General features: G+C 69.9%; 6 protein-coding genes. 4 read left to right on the forward strand and 2 right to left on the reverse strand.

Going from position 1 to position 4,737, the window contains the following annotated elements:
- On the reverse strand, positions 1 to 412 hold a 412-nt coding region (locus tag AUL35_RS17845), incomplete at its 3' end, for an NUDIX hydrolase (protein ID WP_062017287.1).
- 51 nt (positions 413 to 463) lie between these two features.
- Between AUL35_RS17845 and AUL35_RS17850 the strand changes: the two genes are divergently transcribed.
- The 3 genes from AUL35_RS17850 to AUL35_RS17860 are packed head-to-tail and all read left to right on the forward strand — an operon-like array spanning position 464 to position 2,833.
- Positions 464 to 1,159, forward strand: a complete 696-nt coding sequence (locus tag AUL35_RS17850; RefSeq protein ID WP_062017290.1) for an SOS response-associated peptidase — start codon at positions 464 to 466, stop codon at positions 1,157 to 1,159.
- 13 nt (positions 1,160 to 1,172) lie between these two features.
- Complete coding sequence (locus tag AUL35_RS17855) at positions 1,173 to 2,210, forward strand: M42 family metallopeptidase (RefSeq protein WP_062017293.1); 1,038 nt, start codon at positions 1,173 to 1,175, stop codon at positions 2,208 to 2,210.
- Positions 2,211 to 2,218: 8 nt separating this feature from the next.
- Complete coding sequence (locus AUL35_RS17860) at positions 2,219 to 2,833, forward strand: LysE/ArgO family amino acid transporter (RefSeq protein ID WP_062017299.1); 615 nt, start codon at positions 2,219 to 2,221, stop codon at positions 2,831 to 2,833.
- 2 nt (positions 2,834 to 2,835) lie between these two features.
- On the opposite strand, the gene AUL35_RS17865 is transcribed toward AUL35_RS17860, so the two are convergent.
- Positions 2,836 to 3,039, reverse strand: a complete 204-nt coding sequence (locus tag AUL35_RS17865; RefSeq protein ID WP_062017296.1) for a hypothetical protein — start codon at positions 3,037 to 3,039, stop codon at positions 2,836 to 2,838.
- A 255-nt stretch (positions 3,040 to 3,294) separates the two neighbouring features.
- On the opposite strand from AUL35_RS17865, the gene cysS reads away from it, so the two are divergent.
- Positions 3,295 to 4,713, forward strand: coding sequence for a cysteine--tRNA ligase (gene cysS / locus AUL35_RS17870; protein WP_280137355.1), 1,419 nt, complete (start codon positions 3,295 to 3,297; stop codon positions 4,711 to 4,713).
- The last annotated feature ends 24 nt before the right edge of the window (positions 4,714 to 4,737 follow it).

Raw genomic sequence — 4,737 nt, forward strand, 5'->3', positions numbered from 1 at the left:
AGCGCAGCGCTGCCCGGTGGACGACGGATGCAAGGCCTGCGGTCGTGCGACCGTCGCGATCCATCGCCTCGATCTCGGATCGTTCGAAGAAGCGCGCGTCCGCCGCGTCGTCGCCGGCCAGCGGCTGCGCCGAAACCGGCCCGTCCGCGCGGAACACCGCGATCACCGCATGGGCCGTCTTGTCGATCGCCTCGTGAACCTGCGACAGGGCGAGGGCGGGGAGGCGAATGCCCGTTTCCTCCTCGAGCTCGCGCCGCGCCGCCGCCTCCAGCCGCTCGCCCCATTCGACGCGCCCGCCCGGCAGGCTCCAGAGCCCCTGGAAGGGTGCGCGCGAGCGCAGGATCAAAAGCGCCGCCCCACGGTCGTCGAACAGGCAGACCGAGACGCCGACGAGCGGGCGGGGTGGAAACATGGATGGACGTCCCTTCTTGCGGCGGGCGCAGCGGTCGCGCCAAGAAGGGCGATGTGCGCCCGCTTCACCCTGACGTCCAGCCCCGGCCATGTTGCCCGGACCTTCGGCCTCGCTCGGATCGAGCCCTTCCCGCCGCGCTACAACATCGCGCCGACGCAGCCGATCCTCGTCATCCACGAGGCGATGCCCCCGCCGCGGGGCCCCAGGCGCCGGGCGCAGCTTGCGCGCTGGGGCCTCATTCCCGGCTGGGTGCGCGACCCCGCCGATTTGCCGCTTCTCTTCTCGGCCCGCGCCGAGACGGCGGCCCTGCGCAACAGCTTTCGCGGTGCCCTGCGCTACCGCCGCTGCCTCGTCCCGGCGAGCGGCTTCTACGACTGGAAGCGTCTTGCGGACGGTGGGCGGCAGGCGTGGTTCCTGCGCGGCGAGGGCGAGACCCCGCTCGGCTTCGCCGGGCTCCTCGAAACCTACCTCGCGAGCGACGGCAGCGAGATCGACACGGCGGCGGTCTTGACCGTGGTCGCGCCCGACGATCTGCGCGGGGTCTGCGATCGCACGCCGGCCGTGGTGGCGGCCGGCGACGTCGATCGGTGGCTCGCCTGCGGCGATCACGAGCCGGACGAGGTGTCCGATATCCTCTCCCCGGTCCCGGCCGGTACGTTCCGGGCGATCGCGGTTTCGGAGCGGATCAACTCGGTTGCCAACATGGGGCCGGGCGTGCAGGAGGAAGTTCTCCTGCGCGACCCCTGAAGCGAGCCCGCCCGTGAACATCGATCTCCTGCGCCGCCTCTGCGAGACCCCCGGCGTTCCCGGCCACGAGCACCGGGTCCGGGCGCTGATCGAGCGGGAGGCCGAGGGTCTCTTCGACACGATCGAGACCGACGCGATGGGCTCGCTGATCTGCACCCGCAAGGGCGAGGGCGAGGACGCCGAGCGCGTCCTTCTCGCCTGCCACATGGACGAGATCGGCTTCCTGGTCAGCCATGTCAGCGAGCGCGGCTTCATCCACGTCTCGCCGGTCGGCGGCTTCGATCCGCGCAACCTCTTCTCGCGCCGCATCCTCGTCTGTACCGACGAGGGCGACCACAAGGGCGTCATGATGGCCGAGGGCAAGCCGGTCCATATCCAGGCGCCCGAGGACCGCAAGAAGGTACCCGAACCGACCGACTTCTTCATCGACATCGGCATGGGCGCGGCAACGCGCGACCACGTGCGCATCGGCGACTTCGTGGTGATGGACGAGCCCCTGGTCGAGATGGGCGAGCGCATCGTCTCCAAGGCGCTCGACAACCGCATCGCCTGCTGGCTCGGGCTCGAGGTCGCGCGCCGGCTGCGCGACGAGAAGCGCGCGCACCGCTGCCAGCTCACGGTCGCCTTCACCTCGCAGGAGGAGGTGGGGCTGCGCGGCGCCAGGACCGTGGCCTACAAGATCCGACCGCATATCGGCATCGGCGTCGACGTGACGCTTGCCTGCGACACGCCCGGCGTGCCCGACCGCGACCGCACGACCGAGCTCGGCAAGGGCGCCGGGCTGCACCTCAAGGACGGCTCGTTCATCGCCGACCGCGAGCTGACGCTGGAGTTCGAGCGCATCGCGCGCGAGGAGAGCATTCCGGTCCAGCGCACGATCCTGGGCGGCGGCGGCATGGATGGCGCCTCGCTCCAGCAGGCGGCGACCGGCGCACGGGCCATCGGCATCGTGGTGGGCACCCGCTACATCCACACGGTCGCTGAGATGATCGACCGGACCGACGTCGCGGCGGCGCTCGACCTTCTCACGGCCTTCGTCTCGCGCCATTGAGCGGCGACGTGCTCGAACCCGCCCTGCGCGGCTTCCTGTCGGGCGGCGCGCTGATCGTGGCGATCGGCGCGCAGAACGCCTTCGTCTTGGAGCGGGGCCTTGCGCGCTCGCATGTCCTGGCGATCTGCCTGATCTGCGCGCTCTCGGACGCGGTGCTGATCGCGGCCGGCGTCGGCGGGCTCGGATCGCTGATCGTCAGTCGCCCGGCGCTGATCGCATGGGTGACGGCCGGGGGCGCCGTGTTTCTCTTCAGCTATGCGGTGCTGGCGCTGCGCCGCGCATTGCGGCCCTCGGCGCTGGTCGTGCGCGCGGAGCGCTCGATGATGCTCGGCGCGGCGGTCGGCACCTGCCTCGCGCTGACCTTCCTGAACCCGCACGTCTATCTCGACACGGTGGTGCTTCTGGGCAGCCTGTCGGCGCGATACGGGGCGACGGACGGGCGGCTCCTCTTCGCGCTCGGCGCGATGGCGGCCTCGTTCGGCTGGTTCTTCGCGCTAGGCTACGGCGCGCGCCTGCTGTCGCCGCTCTTCGCCAGACCCGCCGCCTGGCGGGTCCTTGACGCGGTGATCGCCGCCGTCATGGCGATGCTCGGGCTCAGCCTTCTCCTGAGCCTGCGGGCCTGAGGCTAGTCGCGGCCGTTGCGGTTGGCCGGCTGGCTGCGAGTGGCGAGCGAAGGCTTCTTGCGCTTGGCGGGCAGCGACAGGTTGGCGGCTGCGGCCGCGATCGCGGCGATGCCGATTTTCCGGTAGTTGCCGAGAAGGTGGGCTTCGCGTTCGCGCTCTTGCTTCGATCGGAAGGTGACGTTCGACTTGGTGAGGTGGGGGGTCATGCTCGTTCTCCTGTGAGCGGAGAATGCCCTTCACATTGCGGCGGATAGGGGGCGGAATTGCTTCCAATCTCGGGATCTATACTTAACAAAAGGTTGACGCCGCGACATGTTGCGTGAGCGCTACATGCTGCATTGCAAAATAAACTTTGGCGTGGCGCAAAGACTTATCGCGACAGCGAAGCCGCCGCGTTTGTCGCCCGGGCGGTTTGGCTGTAGCACGGGCGCCTGGAACGACGGCATTCGGGAACGCGACACGTGGACCAAGGCGACAAGGGCGTCACGCTCTTCAATACGATGACGCGGCGCAAGGAAGCGCTGCGCCCGCTGGACTGGCGGAACGGCGCCCCGGACCCGAAGCTGCGCATGTATGTCTGCGGACCCACCGTCTACGACGAAGCCCATATCGGCAACGCACGGCCGGTAATCGTCTTCGACGTGCTGTTCCGGCTTCTGCGCCACCTCTACGGCGAGGATCACGTCACCTATGTCCGCAACATCACGGACGTCGACGACAAGATCAACGCGCGGGCCGCGCGCGACTTTCCCGGCCTCGAGCTCAACGAGGCGATCCGGCGCGTGACGGAGTGCACCGCAGAACAGTTCCACCGCGATGTCGCGGCGCTCGGCTGCCTTGCACCCAGCTTCGAGCCGCGCGCCACCGAGTTCGTCGTGCCGCGCGGCGACGGCCTGCCCGACATGGTGTCGATGATCGAGGCGCTGATCGAGCGCGGCCACGCCTACGAGGCGGGCGGCGAGGTCCTGTTCGCGGTGCGCTCCATGCCCGACTACGGCGCCCTGTCGCGCCGCAACCTCGACGACCAGCAGGCGGGCGCGCGCGTCGCGGTGGAGGCGCACAAGCGCGACCCCGCCGACTTCGTGCTCTGGAAGCTGTCGGACGCGAACGAGCCCGGCTGGCCGAGCCCCTGGGGTCGGGGACGGCCGGGCTGGCATATCGAGTGCTCGGTGATGAGCGAGGCCTATCTCGGGCAAACCTTCGACATCCACGGTGGCGGGCTCGACCTGATCTTCCCGCACCACGAGAACGAGATCGCCCAGTCGCGCTGCGCCCACGGCACGCATGCGATGGCCGAGATCTGGATGCACAACGGCTTTCTGCAGGTCGAGGGCCGGAAGATGTCGAAGTCGCTCGGCAACTTCCACACGATCCGCGAGGTGCTGGAAACCGACAAGGTCGGCGGCCGGTCCTGGCCGGGCGAAGCCGTGCGGCTGGCCATGCTCAAGACGCACTATCGCGAGCCGATCGACTTCACCGCCGCCCGCCTCGACGAGGCGGTGCGCGAGCTCGACCGCTGGGAGCGCCTGGCGGAAGGGGCGGAAGGCGAGGCGGAGCCGGACGAGCGCTTCCTCGACCTCCTGAAGGACGACCTGTCGCTCAGCGCCGCGATCGCGCGCACGCACGAACTCTTCGACGAGGGGCAGGCGGCCAATGCGCTGGCGGGCCTGCGCCTCGTCGGCCTCGATCCCGTCCGCAAGGCCGAGATCGGCTCGGACGTCGAACAGCGGATCGCCGCGCGCCTCGATCTCCTGCGCGCCCGAGACTTCGCGGCAGCCGACCGCATCCGCGACGAACTGGCCGCGGAGGGCGTCCTCCTCAAGGACGGCAAGGACCCGGCGAGCGGCGAGCGCGTGACGACGTGGGAGATGCGGCGGTGAGCGCCTCGCTTCGCACGCTCTACC

It is taken from the genome of Aureimonas sp. AU4, assembly GCF_001463765.1.
Classification (GTDB): Bacteria; Pseudomonadota; Alphaproteobacteria; order Rhizobiales; family Rhizobiaceae; genus Aureimonas.

Bases quoted from the DNA above. Each gene is read 5' to 3' on its own strand.
- AUL35_RS17850 (WP_062017290.1), top strand. From the start codon at position 464: ATGTGCGCCCGCTTCACCCTGACGTCCAGCCCCGGCCATGTTGCCCGG.
- AUL35_RS17865 (WP_062017296.1), bottom strand. From the start codon at position 3,039: ATGACCCCCCACCTCACCAAGTCGAACGTCACCTTCCGATCGAAGCAA.